This window comes from Algoriella sp. (assembly GCF_036647415.1).
Lineage (GTDB): Bacteria > Bacteroidota > Bacteroidia > Flavobacteriales > Weeksellaceae > Empedobacter.
This window is the reverse complement of sequence record NZ_JAVXKG010000019.1, coordinates 45,357-63,426: the sequence shown is the minus strand read 5'-3', so window position 1 is coordinate 63,426 and position 18,070 is coordinate 45,357. Positions and strand designations below refer to the sequence as shown.

Sequence of the window (18,070 nt, the reverse complement as noted above, 5' to 3'; positions counted from 1 at the left end):
ATTGTAATGCACCAACAGTACCGATAACTTTACGATTATTCATTTCTAAAATAAATAACTGCGCAACACCTTCATCCATTAATTGATCAATACCTTTCTCCAATTGTTTAGATTTCATTGGGTCAGCATTGTTAATATAACGGAAATGTTCTGGTGAAAAGGCTGGAATACCCTTGAAAGTGAATTTTTCGCCTTCTGTTAATGTATCTCCAATTCGGAAATTTCCAGTATCATGTAAACCGACAATATCACCCGCAAAAGATTCGTCAATCACTTCTTTTTTATCTGCAAAAAATGCATTCGGTGCAGCAAACTTCATGTTTTTACCTTGACGAACGTGAAAATAATTTGTATTACGTTCAAACTTTCCAGAAACGATTTTGATAAACGCTAAACGATCACGGTGTTTTGGATCCATATTCGCGTGAATTTTGAATACAAAACCAGAAAATTTATTTTCGTAAGGTTCTACAATTCTAACATCAGTTTCCTTTGCTTGTGGCGTTGGCGCAATATCTACGAAAGCATTTAGCAATTCGCGAACTCCAAAATTATTAAGTGCAGAACCAAAAAATACAGGTTGTAAATTTCCGTCCATATACTCTTGCATATCAAATTCTGGATAAACACCATTTATCAAATCAATCTCATTACGAAGATTATCTGCATAAGTTGTTCCGATTAAATCATCTAATTCTGGATTAGCTAAATCTTCAATTTCTGTCGATTCAGAAATTTTTTGTTTATTATCTCCCGAAAATATATTGATGTTTTTCTCCCAAATGTTATAAATTCCTTTGAAAGTTGCTCCAATACCAATTGGCCAAGAAAGAGGTGTAACTTGTAAACCTAATTTTTGTTCAACTTCATCCATCAAATCGAAAGCATCTTTTCCTTCGCGGTCCATTTTATTAATGAAAACCAACATCGGAATTTTGCGCATACGACAAACTTCTACCAATTTGATTGTTTGTTCCTCAACTCCTTTTGCAACGTCGATTACAACAATTGCAGAGTCTACGGCTGTCAGTGTACGAAAAGTATCTTCGGCGAAATCCTTGTGACCAGGCGTATCTAAGATATTAATTTTTTTACCTCTATACTCAAAAGCTAAAACAGAAGTTGCCACCGAGATACCACGTTGACGCTCAATTTCCATGAAATCGGAAGTTGCTCCTTTCTTAATTTTGTTACTTTTTACGGCTCCGGCTTCTTGTATAGCACCTCCAAAAAGTAATAACTTTTCTGTTAAAGTTGTTTTACCAGCATCTGGATGGGCGATAATTCCAAAGGTTTTTCGTTTATTTATTTCTTGTACTAAAGACATTTTAATCAAATTTTCAGGTTGCAAAGATAGCTTATCTGTAGAAAACACGAAACATTATCAGGAATAGAATATTTAAAACTAAATTGCGTTATTATAAAATAGATGAAGAACGACCTATGAAAAAGATATTTTACTTGTTTTTGTTGATGATGAATTTGACTGTTTTTGGACAGACTTATCCTACAATACATCCATTAGCAGGAGGTTTTACATTTAATGGAGAGAAATTAGAAACACATACTCAGGTATTTGGAGCAACAACACCAATAGGGCTAGGTTGTAATTTTCAATTTTCAGATGTATATAAATATTATTCTTTCAAAGCAGGGTTTGATATGACTTTTGCATTTGATTTGATTGCAACAAAACCAGATTTTAATTTTATTGTTTGGAAACTTTCTGCTGATAAGCAACCAACTGCTATTTTTGATAGAGGGGGAACGATTCCTGGAAATCGATCTGTTTACAATAAATCTATACTAACAAAAGGAATGAAAGATGGTGAGATTGGAAACTGTGAGTATGAGGCTGGAAATGGATATGTGAATTCTTTTAACGGAACGGAATTATTAAAGAAAAATGAAACAATTGTAATTGCTGTTTATGGTCTAAATTCTACAGATTTATTTGATATTAAAGTAAATGTAGCAGAAGAAAGAACGATAACTACTTTTAATAATTTATGTTCGGGACAATCTTATACTTATCAGCAGGTTGTTGATGCGATAAAAACAGATTCTAGTTTATCAGATATCAAATTGTATACAGATGGAACATTTAGTTCTGAGATTCCTGCAGGAACATCTTTTAATTCGGATACAACAATTTATGCGCAAGTACGTGATGCTTCGGGTAGTTTAAAATACATTTACGATATTCCATTAAAATTTATTCCAGAGCATGTATTTAATTTTAATGCTACAATTAATCAAGTTTTTGAGTGTACATTGAATTATACATTGAAAGAAAATACACTTCTAAATTTACTTTTTCCATCGGGAACTAATCTTTCTAATTATAAAATAAAAACAGTAAATGGAACTGCTTTTGTAGAAAATTCTACAATTAATTTAACAGCTGGAGGTATTACAGATCTCAAAATTATTGTTTCTTATAACGGAACGTGTCCTGTAGATTCGGTAGAAAAGACGATTCAAGTAAAACAAGGAACACCAGTTTTAGCAGGAAATATTTCAGATGTTACATGCGATTCAAATTATAAAATAAATTTTGATCAGATTTTTACGAAAATAGGTTTTTCTAAAAATGATTATGATTTAATTGTTACACTAAGCGGTTCTCCAATTACTGACGGAACTTCGACTCCTATTACATCAACTTTAACATATAAAGTAAAAGTGAAATCAAAAACTGCTGGTTGCGAAAGTAATGAAATCGATTTTGTTGTTACCAAAACTTCTCCAGCCAATATTATTCCTACAACAATTTCTACTATATGTTTAGATGATTTTACGCAAACTCATGTAGATAATGCAATTAATACAATTCAGAACGGTAATTCGTATAAATTAAAATATTTTCAAGCTGATGGTTTAACGCCAATCACAGATTTATACACTTATATTAAAACAACAGTTAACGGAAAAATTATCGTAAAAGCTTTAGCTGTTGATAATGGAAACACAATTTGTGATACAGAAGTTGACTTAACGTTTAATTTAGATAAATCAACTTTTGTGAAAGTTGATAATATTCCAACTCTAAAGTCTACATGTGTTGAAGTAGGAGCAGGTCATACTTTTACAGTTTCAGAAATTGAAAATCATTTAAAAACAGTTTTAGGAACTTCAGTTGCTGCATTTCAAGGGATTTCAAATGAAACACTTGGTGATAATCAATTCAAAACAATTAGATTCAGAGTTCAAAAAACAGGAGAATCGTGTTGGTCTGATGAAATGCAATTAACGTTGCAAGTCATTACAAAACCAAATGTTCCAAATGCTTCGAAAGAGCTGAAAGCTGATTGTAATAATTTGATTACAATTAATTCACAAGTTTTAAGTGATTTATTTGGAGCGACTTCAATTACAAATTACGATTATCAAATTTTGCATAGTAATTCAACTCCATTAACTTTTGATGCAAGTGGGAAAACTGAAATAAAAGTTATTTTTAAGAATAAAATGGACAATAATTGTTCTGTTGAAAAAATTATCGTCATCAATAAAAAGCCTGATTTAATAGTTGATCGAGCAGATATCGAAAGCAATAATTTAACACATAAAATTGTCTATTGCGAAGACAATACGCAAGCGGCAAAAACTCAAATTCAGAATAATTTAGATTATATCAAATTAAAATATCCAACTTTAGTTGCAAAATCTACGGTTGATCAAATTTTTGGAATGTTCAATTCTAATGATGGTTTTGTTGAGGTTGTTTTTGAAGATCCAAATTATTGTGGAACGGTTACTATCAAATTCTTTTATCAGAAAAATGGTTTACCAACGATTACTGTTCCAGCAAAAGGTTCTATTTGTACAGATACATTATTTGAACTTGACTTTACAACACAAACTAATTATGCAAATTATAATTATATTGTAGAAAAGGCAGATGGCGAAAAAATTTCTGGAATTGATTATTTTAATCTTGAAATAGGAACGTATAAAATTACGATAGAAGATAAATTGACTGGATGTTCTGTCGTTAAAACCTTAGTTGTAGAAAGTTCTCCATTACCAACTCTTGAGAAAATTACAGTTACCGAAAAAAGTATTGTGGTTACTGCAAAAGGGTCGGGTAAATTAGAATATGCGTTGTTTGATGATAGAGGAAATATCGTCGTGAATTGGCAAACAAATAACGAATTAATTATTCCAGATAATATAATCAACAATAATTTTACGGTAAAAGTAAGATTGAATAATTGTGGAATTTCAACTTTTACTAATATTACTTATTTAGCATTGCCAAGTTTTATTTCACCAAATAATGATGGGAAAAATGATTTTTGGCAACCAATGACAAAAAATGGAAAAGTAAATGATACAACAAACTCATATAGATTGATTATTTTTGACCGTTACGGAAAACAAATTTTAAATAGAGAGGGAATCGATATTATAAAATGGGACGGTATGCATTTAGGTAAACCAGTTCTAGACGGAACATATTGGTATCTTTTAGAGCCGATTGGCGAATCAGATATATTACAAGTACAGTATTCTGGTAGTATATTAGTTAAACGTAAAATCAACTAGTTGATCGAAATATTTTTATGAAAAAATTATCACTTATAATCATTGCATTATTTTCTTTATCGAAAGTAGAAGCACAACAAGGGTTACCATTTTATAACCATTATTTGGTAAGCGATAAAATGTTGATTAATCCTTCGTACGCAGGACAAGATCCAAATATAATTTCTATTTCAGGTACGCACCGTAATCAATGGGACGATTTGCCTGAAAGTCCAAGTACACAAACGGTAAGTGCACACGGAATTATTATTGATCGTTTAGCAATTGGAGCATCATTTTTTAATGACCGAAACGGAGCTGTAAAAATGACGGGATTTGGTTTAACAGCCGCTTATCATATTTCATTAGAAGATAGAGGATACGATTTTGATGAACCTTCGGTTTTCTCTTTTGGAGCTGGAGCGTCTAATGTTTCTCAACGTTTTGATTTTTCTAAAGTTGTAGCAGAAGATCCCAACGATCCTGCTTTACAAGAAGATAAATATTCTACATTTTTTGTTAATTTAGGTTTGTCATTCAAATATGCAGGCTTTTTTGGAGGAGTTTCTGTTTTGGATATTCCACTTTCTCAAAATATATATTATGTCAACAATATAGAGCCTTTACCAACGTGGTATTATTTTAATTTTGGATACAAATGGGCTGTTGCCGAAGGAATTCAGTTAGAGCCATCTTTGGTGTATAATATGAATTCGAGTTCAGAGCGTCATTTGGATATCAATTTGATGTCGCATATTGGTTTTGGCGATAATGGACAAGGTGTAGGAATTGGAGTAGGATACAAGCAAGGAATGGATTCTAAGAACAGTAATCCGTTGTTTATTTCTCCAATTTTGAAATTTAAAGTTGGCGCTTTAAAAGCTGGAATTTCGTATGATATTGGTTTGTCAGATTATCAAGTTGATGGACGCAAAAACGGAATGTTATTTAGCTTAGGTTTTGATCTTCAAAATCCGTGGGGAGAACGTTTTGAGTAATTTTATATGAAGAAAATAAAGTAATAATGAACGATGTAATTGTTGAATTTGAAAATATAATTAACATTTTTCCTAAACAAATTTCAGAAATTAATAATAATCGATTTACTCTAAAACTTGAAAATAAATGGAGTGAAAATGAAATTTTGGGACACTTAATTGATAGTGCTATAATAAATTATTTAAGAATTATTAAAGCTCAATTTGAAGATAATCCACAATTATTTTATAATCAAAATAACTATGTTAAATATGCAAATTATAATAATTCAGATATAGTTCAACTGATTAATCTATGGGTTTCTTTAAATACACAAATTTTGTTTTTATTTCAACAAGTTGTTGATAAAAAAGTAATAGATAGAAATTGTAATAATGTAAGTTTAGAATTTTTAATCGTTGATTATGTAAAACATTTAAAACATCATATAAATCAAATTTTATTATAAAAAATATTATTTTATATAGATTAAACAATAAAACCTTCCAATTTGGAAGGTTTTGTTGTTATTGTATGGGTTGTTGTAAATTATTAATTTGTACATCTCTTTTAAAAATAAAATAAGGTTGTAGACTTTCGCGCGTTACAATTTTTTGTCCTCGCTGCGAACCTGCAAATCTCGAAAAACCAGCTCCAATTCCGAAACCTACTTCATTTTTCAAAATATAAATTAAGCGGTAAAAAGGATAAATACCATTTCTCATATTCGGAATAGTAGGCGCAGTCTCTTTTCCTTTATCATCTACAACATTCAAAATTTTGACATGTTTCAGATATTCCTCAATTTTTGGATTTCCTTTATCACTCAAAACATTCAATCCAATAATTCCGATTGCGTTTTTATCTTTTTGCACATAGTCGATAACCTTTTCAGCATCTCCCATTGCAGTTACTTTTTGATCTTTTGCAACAGTTAATTTCAGTCGTTCATTTACCGTATTGTAATTTGCAGAATTGGGATGATCGTACACAAAATTTATCTTCGGATTTGGTTGATACAAATTCGCTTTTATATCTTTTATGCTTACAGAAGTCGCCGGATTATCTATAGAAGTAATGAAAACCGTCGCGTCTAACGCAATTACAGACGAAATATATTTAGTTGTTGTTTTTTCAAATAAATGTTGTTGTTGTGCCTTTGTAAGAGGTTTACTTACCATCAATAGTGGAATTTTACCTTCATAAAAATCCTTTATTGCTTTTTCTTCTATTTCTTCGTTTACCGTAATTTTCACGTCAGGATAATCAACCATATACATGTCTGCAAACGCTTGTGCCAAATTCTTGAAACTTGGATCAACCGTTATTGTTAATTTTCCATATTCGTGCAAAGCACGTTTCACAGCTGTTTTGTCAGCTTGTTTTTCCAATTCTGTTTTTGCTTCTTTGTCTTTACAATTTACAGACGAAAAAGCAATTAAACTTGCAAAAGCAATTAAACTAATTTTTTTGATCATTTTTATAAGCTTTTATAGCACGAAAAACACGAAATGCGCCGTAAACAATAAATAAAATTCCCAATAACATAGCTTTTGTATCGTCTAATTTGATGATAAAAAACTTAAATATCCAGGTAAAAATTCCGATTAAAAAATAACCGAAACCAATCAATCCGTATGCAATACTCTTATTCATAATTCGCGACGAAGTTACAATTTTATTGATTGAAGCGATGCTAAAAATTAAAATTTATGTGTTGTTTTTGATTTTTTATGGTAAGAATTCTTCATTTTTTGATGATTTGAAAAATGATTTCTCCAATAATTATTTTTTTTTCACAAAGAAACCATCGCACACAAAGAATTTTTGAATGCAATGGTTTCAGAAAGAAAAGTGATTTATTTATTCAGCTGTCTGAAATTTTACCGGTATCGAGAAAAGCAAATTAGCATCAGAGCCATCTTGTGCTTTTGCAGGTGTAATTTTTTTACCTTTTCTCAAGATTTGTTTATTGATTCGTTCTAAAGCAGATTTTGCTTCTTTTCCTAAATCTTGATTACTTCCATTCAATGGTTTTACTTGTGAAATTTCTCCATTTTTACTAATCACGAATTGCATTTTTGCAGTCGCAGAATTAATGTTATTTCGAGAAGCAGTTTCCGCAAAATCATTCAATTCGTAACCTAATTCTTTCGATATTTTGTCACTCATACATTTTGTTAAAGCACTATTTCCTTTTTTGCTTTCGCTTTCACAGCCAGGATAAATTGCCATTACAGATGCTTGTTTCGCATTGATTGTTGCATTAGGATTAACAACAGGTTTTACAAATTCTTTAGGTCCTTCTGGAGCTTTTGTGTTTTGTCCACCAGTTTTTTCTCCAGTATCGCTTACTTCACCACCACCAGTTTGACCATTAGAAGGATCTCCATCTCTTTCAAAAGTTCCTAAATCAACTTTCTCAAGTTCTTTCACGTTTTTTACAGTTTCCTCTTTTTTAGGATCCACAGTTGGTGTCGGAATAATATGCTTTGCTTGATCAGTATCTAATTGTATCACTTTTTTCTCCATCGGGGGTTCTTCTTTTGGAGGAACAACAATTTCTTTTTTCTTTTCTACAGGAGGAGTTACATCAATAACGTCAACTATTACTTTGTGTTCTCCAGTAATTGTTTCTGCATTTATTGTTCTATTATTTGCATAGATAGTTCCACCGGTAATTAATGCAACAATACCAATTCCTACAAAAAGAGATTTCATCAAATCGTAATCAGCAATTTGTCTTAACTGATATGCGCCGTATTCTTTGTTTCGATTTTCGAAAAGAATGTCTAAAAATGCTTTGTTTTTCATGTCAATTTATATTTAAGGTTAATACTCTTTTTCTTTATAGATGTTTGATTTTGCAAAAAGGTTGGTTGAGGTTTGAAAATTTTTCAAAAAAAGTTTAACTTTATTGAAATATCAGTTTTTATGCAACTTAAAATTGAAGAAAAATGCAAACAGAATTGGGCAGAAATGCAGGATGTAGCAACTCAACAAAAGTTTTGTGAGCTGTGTTCAAAATGTGTGCACGATTTGGATAATTATTCATTCAAAGAATTAAAAACATTCTTGAACAAGAATCCTACGGTTTGTGTGAAAATTAAAACAAGAAATTTAGAGCAATTTAATTCTTATGAAACGTCACATTCTGTAGTAAATCAATCCAAAAAATGGGTAAAACTTTCTTCATTAGCTGGATTTTTAAGCTTTGCGACAATTGCAAAAGCACAAACCGAAAATGATTCGATAGTTGTACAAGGAATTATTAATGATGATAATGGTTTTCCTGAACATGATATTCCAGTAAATCTTAAAAACTCGAAAAATATTGTATATACAAATGAAAATGGTGAGTTTAAAATAAAGGTCCCGATTAATCAAGATTCTTATACTTTAGAATATGATAACTATGGAGTTAAAGAGTTTACTTTCACAAATCCTTCTGTATGTCAGAATATAAAAACTGAAACAGGTGATGTTCTTTTAGGTGAAGTTATTACTAAACATTATAAACGAAATAGAATTACAGGAAATATAGGAAGAACAATTGCTTGGCCATTCAAACAAATAGGAAAGATGTTTTAACTCTAAATATGATTTTTATTTGCTTCTTAGATTTAATTCAACAAACTTCACTTTACATTTAGTGCATTTCGTGTTTAAAGTTTATCTTTGTACACTTAAATTTTAAACAAAATGCCAAGAATACTTACAGGAGTTCAAGCAACTGGAACTCCGCACTTAGGAAATATTTTAGGAGCAATTTCACCAGCTATTGATTTAACTGAAATTGAAGGAAATGACTCATTTATTTTTATTGCGGATTTACATTCTTTAACTCAAATTAAAGATGCTGAGGTTTTAAAACAAAATACGTACGAAACAGCTGCAACATGGCTTGCATTAGGTTTAGATCCATCAAAAGTGGTTTTTTATCGTCAATCTGATGTTACTGAAACGACAGAATTAATGTGGTATTTGTTAAACTTTTTTCCTTTTCAGCGTCTTACATTAGCACATTCTTTCAAGGATAAAGCAGATTATTTGGCAGATGTAAATGCGGGGTTATTTACTTATCCAATTTTGATGGCGGCGGATATATTATTGTACGACGCAGATGTTGTTCCTGTAGGAAAAGATCAATTGCAACATTTAGAGATTACACGTGATGTGGCTTCTCGTTTCAATCACCAAATGGGCGAAAATTTTGTATTACCTAATGCCAATATTAGTGAAGAAGTAATGATTGTTCCAGGAACAGATGGTCAAAAAATGTCAAAATCAAGAAACAATTTCATCAATATTTTCTTGCCAGAGAAACAATTGCGTAAGCAAGTAATGTCTATCGAAACAGATTCTACACCGTTAGAAGATCCTAAAAATCCAGATACAGACAATGTTTTTGCATTATATAAATTACTAGCTACACCAGAACAAGTAGAAGAAATGCGTCAAAATTATTTGAATGGTGGTTACGGTTACGGACATGCAAAACAAGCGTTGTACGAAGTTATTTTAGAAAAATATGCCGATGCACGTATTCGTTTTGATGAGTTGATGAATGATAAAGCAACTTTAGAAGCATTTTTAGAAAATGGAGCTTTAAAAGCGCGTGTTGTTGCACAAAAAGTTTTGAAACGTACACGAACTAAATTAGGCTTGAAATAATAAAATATTATAAATATAAATAGTTGAGCTATTATTAATATTTATATGGAGCTTTATTTAATCTCGTTTTAAATAGGTACCTTTGTACTAATAAAATTTAATTCAAATGATTAAAATTTCAGAAACAGCAAAAATAAAAATAAACTCACTAATGCAAGAAGACGGTTCATCAATCGAAGAATCTTATGTTAGAGTAGGAGTTACAAGTGGAGGATGTTCTGGCTTAAATTATAATTTAGAGTTTGATAAAGAACAAAAACCAGAAGATAAAATGTTTGAAGACAACGGTGTAAAAGTAATCGTTGATAAAAAATCATTTTTATACTTAGTTGGTATGACACTTGAATATTCGGGAGGATTAAACGGAAAAGGATTCGTTTTTAATAACCCAAACGCAACAAGAACATGTGGTTGTGGTGAAAGTTTTTCAATGTAATTTGATGAGTAAAATAACTTTATTAATCGCCTTTTTTTGTGGATTTGTAGCTTTTGGACAAAACACAATTGTAGAAAAAGAATTGATGGTTTTTCAACCAACATCAAATTCTATAAAAATTAATAAAGCGTATTCAGAAAATATGTTTTTTGGTTTGTTTGGAGTCAAATCTTTGATAAAAGCATTAGACTTAAACGAATCAAAAGTAAAAACAATTACAATTACAAATGCATCAAATAAAAAAGTTGCTTACAAAGCAAATTATGATGCAAATGATCATATCCTTTATTTTGAAATTACAGACGAAGTAGGAACGCCTTTCAATGTAAATTATACGTACAAAGATGGTGTTATAGAAATAGAAAAAATAGAAAGAAAAGGAAGTGAATCAAAAGTAAATCAGTTTTTTTATAACCAAGATATCATGTATGTCAAAAATGCAAATAAGCTTTTTGATATGGTTTGGTTAGAAGGTGATGTAATGCTAAAGAAAACCTATTTAGATCAAAAAGTAGGTTTCGAAGATCGTTTAATGCATGATTGTAGAATTACAAAATCTTTAGGAAAAGACATTAATAAAATATGTTTCAGTAGTTCAACTTTTAGTGTACCATTCAAAATTAAAGAATATACACCAGATGTTGAGCCACGAACAGAAAAAATTAATTTAGTAGAAGGATCTTGGTCCGAAATTAAATTAGTTTCTCAAAATAAATACGTGATTACGATGAGAAATCAACCTCAATTTGAAGTTATTTTAGACCAAAATCAACGTATCAAAGAATTCAAATTTTTAGGTAATAAAGGGGATAAACAACAACCACTTAATTATAATTTTACCTATACATTTTATAAATAATAAGATGAGTAACACAAAATATACAGAAGACGATCTACGTGAAGATCTTGCTAGCCAAAAGCAATATGAGTTTGGTTGGACGACTGAAATGGAGTATGAAGAATTCCCAGTTGGATTGAATGAAGATATCGTACGTGCTATTTCAGCCAAAAAAGAAGAGCCAGAATGGATGACAGAATGGCGTTTGGAAGCGTATCGTGCATGGCTTAAAATGGAAGAACCAGAATGGGCTAATGTAAAATACGAAAAACCAGATTTTAACGCGATTACTTATTATGCCGCTCCAAAGGTTAAGAAAGAGTTAGCGAGTTTAGATGAGGTTGATCCAGAATTATTAAAAACTTTCGAGAAATTAGGAATTTCATTAGACGAACAAAAACGTTTGTCTGGAGTTGCTATTGATGTCGTTTTTGATTCGGTTTCAGTAAAAACAACGTTCCGTGAAACTTTGTTAGAGAAAGGAATTATTTTTATGTCAATTTCTGAGGCTATCAAAGAACATCCAGAATTAGTAAAAAAATATATTGGTAAAGTAGTTCCACCAACAGATAACTTTTATGCAGCATTAAACTCTGCAGTTTTCTCGGACGGATCTTTCTGTTATATTCCAAAAGGCGTTCGTTGTCCAATGGAATTATCAACATATTTCCGTATCAACTCTGCAGGAACAGGACAATTCGAGCGTACTTTATTAGTTGCAGACGAAGGTTCTTATGTTTCGTATTTAGAAGGTTGTACGGCTCCAATGCGTGATGAAAATCAATTACACGCAGCGGTTGTTGAGTTAATTATTATGGACGATGCAGAGATTAAATATTCTACCGTTCAGAACTGGTATCCAGGAAATGAAGAAGGAGTAGGAGGTGTTTTTAATTTTGTTACGAAACGTGCAGTTTGCGAGAAAAATGCAAAAGTATCGTGGACACAAGTTGAGACAGGTTCTGCTGTTACGTGGAAATATCCATCTTGTATCTTAAAAGGAGATAATTCTATAGGAGAATTTTATTCTATTGCAGTTACAAATAATCATCAACAAGCGGATACAGGAACAAAAATGATTCATATTGGTAAAAATTCTAAATCGACTATTATTTCGAAAGGAATTTCTGCTGGTAAATCTCAAAACTCTTATCGTGGATTAGTTAAAGTAATGAAAAATGCAGACGGAGCGCGTAACTTCTCTCAATGTGATTCATTATTAATGGGTAACGAATGTGGTGCGCATACTTTTCCATACATCGAGATAGAGAATAAATCTGCACAATTAGAACACGAAGCAACAACTTCTAAAATTGGTGAAGACCAATTGTTCTATTGTAATCAACGTGGTATCGATACAGAAAAAGCAATTGCATTAATTGTAAACGGTTTTAGCCGCGAAGTATTAGATAAATTACCAATGGAATTTGCAGTTGAAGCAAAAAAATTATTAGAAATCTCATTAGAAGGTTCTGTAGGATAATGATTTAATTTGAAAATTCGAAAATGAGTTAATGATGGAAAAAGAAAATATCATTTTAAAATTAACTTTAGAATTTTCATTATTAATCATTGAATACTGTGAAATTCTTGAAGAAAATAAAAGGTTTGTAATCGCAAATCAATTATTAAAATCAGGAACTTCTATTGGAGCAAATATAAGAGAAGCTCAAAATGCTGAAAGTTTGAATGATTTTGTTCACAAATTTAAAATTGCAGCAAAAGAAATTGACGAAACTATGTATTGGTTAGAATTGTGTCAATTATCAAAAAAATATCCAAATACAGAATATTTAACTGAGAAATTGGTTAATATTTTAAAAATTGTGAACAAAATTATAAGTACATCAAAATCAAGATAATTATCTAATTATCACATTTACTAATTATCAAATTAGATTATGTTATTAAATATAAAAGACTTACACGCTCGTATTGAAGAGCGCGAAATTTTAAAAGGATTAAATTTACAAATCAATCCAGGTGAGGTTCATGCAATTATGGGACCTAATGGTGCGGGAAAATCAACTTTATCTAATGTAATTACAGGTAAAGATGAATACGAAGTAACAGATGGTGATATCGAATTTTTAGATGAATCAATCTTAGAATTAGCACCAGAAGAAAGAGCACAAAAAGGAATTTTCATGTCATTTCAATACCCTATTGAAATTCCTGGAGTTTCTGTAACAAACTTTATCAAAACTTCTATCAACGAAACGCGTAAAGCACAAGGTTTACCAGAAATGGGAGCTTCGGAAATGTTGAAAGAAATTCGCGCGAAAGCAGAGTTATTAGGAATCAAAAAAGATTTCTTATCTCGTTCTCTTAACGAAGGTTTTTCTGGAGGAGAGAAAAAGCGTAACGAAATTTTTCAGATGTTAATGTTAAATCCAAAATTAGCCATCTTAGATGAAACTGATTCTGGTTTAGATATTGACGCTTTACGTATTGTTGCAGACGGTGTTAATGAATTTAAAAACGAAAATAATGGTGTATTGTTAATTACGCATTACCAACGTTTGTTAGATTATATTGTTCCTGATTTTGTACACGTTTTAGCTGACGGAAAAATCATCAAATCTGGTGGTAAAGAATTGGCTTTAGAGTTAGAAGCGAAAGGTTACGATTGGGTAAAAGAAGAAGCAGGAATTTAATTATTTTAGAAGTTAGATAGTAGAAATTAGAAGTTAGAAATTGGTGTAAAAATATTTTTGAATCCATAATCTAAAATCTGAAGTCTAAAATCTAAAATCTGAAGTCTAAAATCTTATATAGATGATTGATTTAAAAGAAAATTTAGTTTCTCGTCATTTAGTGTTCAACGAAAAAAACAAAGTGAATAAAGGTGTAGAAGGTTTACGTCAAGAAGCCATCGAAATTTTTAATCAAAAAGGTTTTCCGACACGTAAAGACGAAGAATGGAAATATACAAATCTTGCACCTTTGCTTAAAGTGGACTATAAATTGTTCCCAGAAGACGAAGTTGCAGTAGAATATAAAGACATCAAAAAATATTTGGTTCACGATATCGATTCTTATTTAATTGTATTCGTAAACGGAAAATATTCTTCTTTTTTGTCAAACACAACACATGATGAAGCTGATATTTGCATACTTTCTAGTGCAATGCACAAGACAGTTCATCAAGCTGTAATCGAAAATTATTACGGTAAAATTGCGAAGAACGATGATAGTTTGGTTTCTTTAAACACTGCTTTTGCAAAAGACGGAGCGTTTATTTATATTCCAAATAATGTTATTCTTTCTAGACCAATTCAGATTGTATATTTTTCGACTGGCGCATCTCAAGAAGTTATGTATCAACCACGTAATTTGGTTGTAGTAGGTGATAATGCACAAGTTCAAATTATCGAAAGACATCAAACTTTAGATGAAAAAGCAAATTTAACAAATGTTGTTTCAGAAGTTAATGTTGGTAAAAATGCCGAAATACACTGGTATAAATTCCAAAATGACTCTAATGAAGTTTCGTTAATTGATAATACATATATTAATCAAGAAAGAGATTCTCGTGCCAATGTATTTACATTTTCTTTTGGAGGAAAAATTGTTCGTAACAATTTAAATTTCTTTCAAAACGGAGAAAATTGTAATTCGGTAATGGATGGTATTACAGTGATTGATGGTAAACAACATGTAGATCATCACACATTTGTAGAACATATTTTCCCAAATTGTGAATCGCACGAATTGTACAAAGGTATTTACGATGACAAAGCACATGGTGTTTTTAATGGTAAAATTTATGTACACAAAGAGGCACAGAAATTGAACGCCTTCCAACAAAATAATAATGTTTTATTATCAGACGGAGCATCAATTGACACAAAACCTCAATTAGAAATTTTTGCAGACGATGTAAAATGTTCTCATGGTTGTACTGTTGGTCAATTAGGAGAAGATTCTTTGTTCTATATGCAACAACGTGGTATTCCACAAAAAGAAGCTCGTGCAATGTTATTGTATGCTTTTGCTTCGGATGCCTTACGTCATGTAAAAATTCCACAAATATCAAATCAAGTAAACGCCATAATAGCAAAAAAATTAGGTGTTAGCTTAGATTTTGAATTATAATTGAATGTACAAAAGTATTAAGTCATAAGTATAAAGTTGTAAGTTTACTTACAACTTTTTTTTAACCTAATACATTTTACAAACTACATAATACAACAAAAAATGTCAATAGATATTCAACAAATAAGAAGTCAATTTCCAATTCTTTCAAGAGAAGTTAATGGTCAACCTTTGGTTTATTTAGATAACGGAGCAACTTCTCAAAAACCGCAAGTTGTTTTAGATTGTTTAGATCAATATTACGAAAAGTATAATGCAAATGTACATCGTGGTATTCATACATTAAGTCAAGAAGCAACAGATTTGATGGAAGAATCTCGTCGTAAAATTCAGAAATTTATCAATGCGAAACATGAGTACGAAATCATTTTCACGCGTGGAACGACAGAAGGTATCAATCTTGTATCAAATGTTTTGCGTGATGTTTTAACTGCTGATGACGAAATTATTATTACAGAAATTGAGCATCATTCTAACATTGTTCCTTGGCAATTGCTTTGCGAAAGAACAGGTGCTAAACTAAAATACATTCCATTAACGACAGAAGGTATTTTAGATATTGATAAGTTGGATGATTTATTGACTGATAAAACGAAGTTAGTTTGTGTTAATCAAGTTTCTAATGCATTAGGAGTTGTAAATCCGATCAAAACTATTATTGATAAAGCACATGCAAAAGGAGCTTGGGTTTTGATTGATGCAGCGCAATCTGCACCACACACAGCAATTGATGTGCAGGAAATGGATTGTGATTTCTTAGTTTTTTCTGGACATAAAATGTACGGACCAACAGGAATCGGTGTTTTGTACGGAAAAGAAGATATTTTGAATGCTTTACCACCTTTTCATGGAGGAGGAGAAATGATAAAAGATGTAACGATGGAGAAATCGACGTACGCATGTTTACCTTTCAAATTTGAAGCAGGAACACCTGATATTTCGGGAATTATTGGTCTTGGAGCTGCTGTAGATTTTATTAATTCTATCGGAATTCAAAACATTCATGATTATGAAAAAGAATTGGTAGATTATACGATTCAACGTCTTTCAGAATTTGATGAAGTTGTAATTTACGCAAAAGATGCAGAGCATTCTGGAGCAGTTTCGTTCAACTTAAAATTAGATGGTGTACATTCTTCAGATGTCGGAATGATATTGGATAAAAAAGGAATTGCAGTACGTACAGGACATCATTGTGCGCAACCAATTATGCAACATTTTGATATTCCAGGAACAGTTCGTGCCTCGTTTGCAGTTTATAACACAAAAGAAGAAATAGATACATTTATAGATGGTTTAAAAACCGCGATTAGAATGTTAGGATAATACTAAAAGGATTTCATTTTTGAAATCCTTTTTTTTATTAATCTATCTTTAGATCTATTGTATTTTTATTATTCTCTAAATAAATTTGATACTGTTTATCTTGAAAATCTTTGTATTCAGCTTTTGTCATTACTTCTCCTTTCGTTGGAATTTTCCATTTTGTTTTATCTTTTAGATTAATTTCTACAGCTTCTATAAACATTGTGTTAGACAAATTGCCATTAGAATCAAAAGCATTTGCTTCAACTTTTAAAATTAAACCTGGTAATCCCCAAAAATTTTGTGGTCCATTTTTATAATTTAATTCAGGAGTATACCAAGCGTCAATCAATGTAGTACCATTTTTTAATGTAGCTTTACGAGCAGTAAAACCTAAAATAGAACTTTCTTCTTTCGTTAAAATCCATTGCAAAGGTTCTAATTGATCTTTTATTAATATCTTTTTGTCATTATATGTCGTGTAAAAAATATAATTACCTTGTGTAATATTTGTATAATAGACATTTTCTTCCTCGGATGAAGTAATTGTGAAATTTGATGCTCCTTGTTTATTATTTATAGTTGGTTTTAATTGATAAATAGACTCTTTATCTTTTATGGTTAAATCATAAAATGTTATATGATTATTAATTAGCTCGAACTCTTGCTTTAATTCGATATCTTTTACATCAGATAAATTTTCAATTGTTTGTTGTTTATATTTAACTTGGATTTGACCAAAGGTGAATGAGAAATTGAATAGAATTATTAAATAAAATGATTTCATATCAGTGTTTTATCAAATATAATAAAAATAATAAAAGGGAAACGATTGGTGTCGTTTTCCTTTTATTTTAAACGCTAAAGAAGCACAATTTCATCTACTACAATTTCTGTTATTGTTTTTTGTTGCTTATCCTTATCTAGATATTCTCGATAAGTTAATTTACCCTCAACTGCGAGTTGTTTACCTTTTTCAATGTGTTGTTCTATCACATTTACGATTGATCCATACGCCACAATATTGTGCCATATTGTTTGCTGAATCTTTTCACCTTTACTGTTTGTATAACCTTCATTTGTAGCTAAACTAAACTTTGCAAACTTCTTGTCATTCTCTAATGTCTTAATTTCAGGATTGTTTCCAACATTTCCTATTAATCTTACACTGTTTCTTAATGTACTCATGGCGATAAATAATTTGAATTAAT

At 30.7% G+C, this 18,070-nt stretch carries 18 protein-coding genes; 12 read left to right on the top strand and 6 right to left on the bottom strand.

Annotated elements, in window-relative coordinates:
* Window positions 1-1,327: peptide chain release factor 3 (locus tag RSC72_RS09480; RefSeq protein WP_332578482.1), on the bottom strand; the 1,327-nt coding region annotated here is incomplete at its 3' end.
* Between the two features lie 116 nt (window positions 1,328-1,443).
* On the opposite strand from RSC72_RS09480, the gene RSC72_RS09475 reads away from it, so the two are divergent.
* The 3 genes from RSC72_RS09475 to RSC72_RS09465 are packed head-to-tail and all read left to right on the top strand — an operon-like array spanning window position 1,444 to window position 5,977.
* Window positions 1,444-4,551, top strand: coding sequence for a T9SS type B sorting domain-containing protein (locus RSC72_RS09475; protein ID WP_332546523.1), 3,108 nt, complete (start codon window positions 1,444-1,446; stop codon window positions 4,549-4,551).
* Between the two features lie 17 nt (window positions 4,552-4,568).
* Window positions 4,569-5,528 (top strand): PorP/SprF family type IX secretion system membrane protein, encoded by a 960-nt coding sequence (locus RSC72_RS09470; RefSeq protein ID WP_332546524.1) that lies wholly within the window; start codon window positions 4,569-4,571, stop codon window positions 5,526-5,528.
* A gap of 26 nt (window positions 5,529-5,554) precedes the next feature.
* Complete coding sequence (locus RSC72_RS09465; protein WP_332546525.1) at window positions 5,555-5,977, top strand: hypothetical protein; 423 nt, start codon at window positions 5,555-5,557, stop codon at window positions 5,975-5,977.
* Between the two features lie 58 nt (window positions 5,978-6,035).
* Here RSC72_RS09465 and RSC72_RS09460 read toward each other — a convergent pair whose 3' ends face one another.
* The 3 genes from RSC72_RS09460 to RSC72_RS09450 all read right to left on the bottom strand — a co-directional run bounded on the left by RSC72_RS09460 (window position 6,036) and on the right by RSC72_RS09450 (window position 8,322).
* Window positions 6,036-6,986, bottom strand: a complete 951-nt coding sequence (locus tag RSC72_RS09460) for a PstS family phosphate ABC transporter substrate-binding protein (protein ID WP_332546527.1) — start codon at window positions 6,984-6,986, stop codon at window positions 6,036-6,038.
* Window positions 6,970-7,164, bottom strand: coding sequence for a C4-dicarboxylate ABC transporter (locus tag RSC72_RS09455; RefSeq protein WP_332546529.1), 195 nt, complete (start codon window positions 7,162-7,164; stop codon window positions 6,970-6,972). Before RSC72_RS09455 ends, RSC72_RS09460 begins: the two co-directional genes overlap by 17 nt.
* A 207-nt stretch (window positions 7,165-7,371) precedes the next feature.
* Window positions 7,372-8,322 (bottom strand): energy transducer TonB, encoded by a 951-nt coding sequence (locus tag RSC72_RS09450; RefSeq protein WP_332546531.1) that lies wholly within the window; start codon window positions 8,320-8,322, stop codon window positions 7,372-7,374.
* Window positions 8,323-8,442: 120 nt separating this feature from the next.
* On the opposite strand from RSC72_RS09450, the gene RSC72_RS09445 reads away from it, so the two are divergent.
* The 9 genes from RSC72_RS09445 to RSC72_RS09405 all read left to right on the top strand — a co-directional run bounded on the left by RSC72_RS09445 (window position 8,443) and on the right by RSC72_RS09405 (window position 16,880).
* Window positions 8,443-9,099 carry a hypothetical protein gene (locus RSC72_RS09445; RefSeq protein WP_332566142.1) on the top strand — a complete coding sequence of 219 codons (657 nt, stop codon included), beginning with the start codon at window positions 8,443-8,445 and terminating at the stop codon, window positions 9,097-9,099.
* Between the two features lie 111 nt (window positions 9,100-9,210).
* Window positions 9,211-10,182: a tryptophan--tRNA ligase gene (trpS, locus tag RSC72_RS09440; RefSeq protein WP_332566141.1), complete on the top strand. Its 972-nt coding sequence runs from the start codon at window positions 9,211-9,213 to the stop codon at window positions 10,180-10,182.
* A 106-nt stretch (window positions 10,183-10,288) separates the two neighbouring features.
* Entirely contained in the window at window positions 10,289-10,618 is a 330-nt protein-coding gene (locus RSC72_RS09435) for a HesB/IscA family protein (RefSeq protein WP_332566140.1), read from the top strand.
* Window positions 10,619-10,622: 4 nt separating this feature from the next.
* Complete coding sequence (locus RSC72_RS09430) at window positions 10,623-11,477, top strand: hypothetical protein (protein ID WP_332566139.1); 855 nt, start codon at window positions 10,623-10,625, stop codon at window positions 11,475-11,477.
* A 4-nt stretch (window positions 11,478-11,481) separates the two neighbouring features.
* Entirely contained in the window at window positions 11,482-12,939 is a 1,458-nt protein-coding gene (gene sufB / locus RSC72_RS09425; RefSeq protein WP_332546782.1) for a Fe-S cluster assembly protein SufB, read from the top strand.
* 34 nt (window positions 12,940-12,973) lie between these two features.
* The gene (locus RSC72_RS09420) at window positions 12,974-13,318 is read left to right on the top strand and encodes a four helix bundle protein (RefSeq protein WP_332546783.1); all 345 of its coding nucleotides are present in this window, start codon (window positions 12,974-12,976) and stop codon (window positions 13,316-13,318) included.
* A 39-nt stretch (window positions 13,319-13,357) separates the two neighbouring features.
* Complete coding sequence (gene sufC / locus RSC72_RS09415) at window positions 13,358-14,113, top strand: Fe-S cluster assembly ATPase SufC (RefSeq protein ID WP_332546785.1); 756 nt, start codon at window positions 13,358-13,360, stop codon at window positions 14,111-14,113.
* Window positions 14,114-14,234: 121 nt separating this feature from the next.
* Window positions 14,235-15,554, top strand: coding sequence for a Fe-S cluster assembly protein SufD (gene sufD / locus RSC72_RS09410; protein WP_332546786.1), 1,320 nt, complete (start codon window positions 14,235-14,237; stop codon window positions 15,552-15,554).
* A 102-nt stretch (window positions 15,555-15,656) separates the two neighbouring features.
* Window positions 15,657-16,880: an aminotransferase class V-fold PLP-dependent enzyme gene (locus RSC72_RS09405; RefSeq protein ID WP_332546787.1), complete on the top strand. Its 1,224-nt coding sequence runs from the start codon at window positions 15,657-15,659 to the stop codon at window positions 16,878-16,880.
* A 37-nt stretch (window positions 16,881-16,917) separates the two neighbouring features.
* Here RSC72_RS09405 and RSC72_RS09400 read toward each other — a convergent pair whose 3' ends face one another.
* Both RSC72_RS09400 and RSC72_RS09395 read right to left on the bottom strand, forming a co-directional pair.
* Complete coding sequence (locus RSC72_RS09400) at window positions 16,918-17,646, bottom strand: GLPGLI family protein (RefSeq protein ID WP_332546580.1); 729 nt, start codon at window positions 17,644-17,646, stop codon at window positions 16,918-16,920.
* 74 nt (window positions 17,647-17,720) lie between these two features.
* Complete coding sequence (locus RSC72_RS09395; RefSeq protein WP_332546578.1) at window positions 17,721-18,047, bottom strand: single-stranded DNA-binding protein; 327 nt, start codon at window positions 18,045-18,047, stop codon at window positions 17,721-17,723.
* Window positions 18,048-18,070 lie beyond the last annotated feature (23 nt).